Consider the following 223-nt stretch of genomic DNA (forward strand, 5'->3'; position numbering starts at 1 on the left):
ATTACGGAAATCCTGCATCGTGATCGTTTGATCTGCAAATACAAATTGTTCTATCTCATAGTTACTGCTATTAAAGAAGTTCTTTATACGAACACTATCGCCTTCCGAATAACCCCATAACAATAGATCATCACTGTCTTTTGTGAATTTAACATCTGCAAAGTTAACATCAGTGAACTTCAGAATGTCTTCACCTACTAGGCCTGCACTATAATCTGAAACT

At 35.9% G+C, this 223-nt stretch carries 1 protein-coding gene; it reads right to left on the reverse strand.

What is annotated here, in order from left to right; all coding sequences use genetic code 11:
• Nucleotides 1–223, reverse strand: a 223-nt coding sequence (locus WFN33_RS20365) for a calcium-binding protein (protein WP_336954846.1), incomplete at both ends; no start/stop codon positions are given.

The organism is Acinetobacter sp. AS167 (assembly GCF_037152175.1).
In the GTDB taxonomy this organism is placed as follows: domain Bacteria; phylum Pseudomonadota; class Gammaproteobacteria; order Pseudomonadales; family Moraxellaceae; genus Acinetobacter.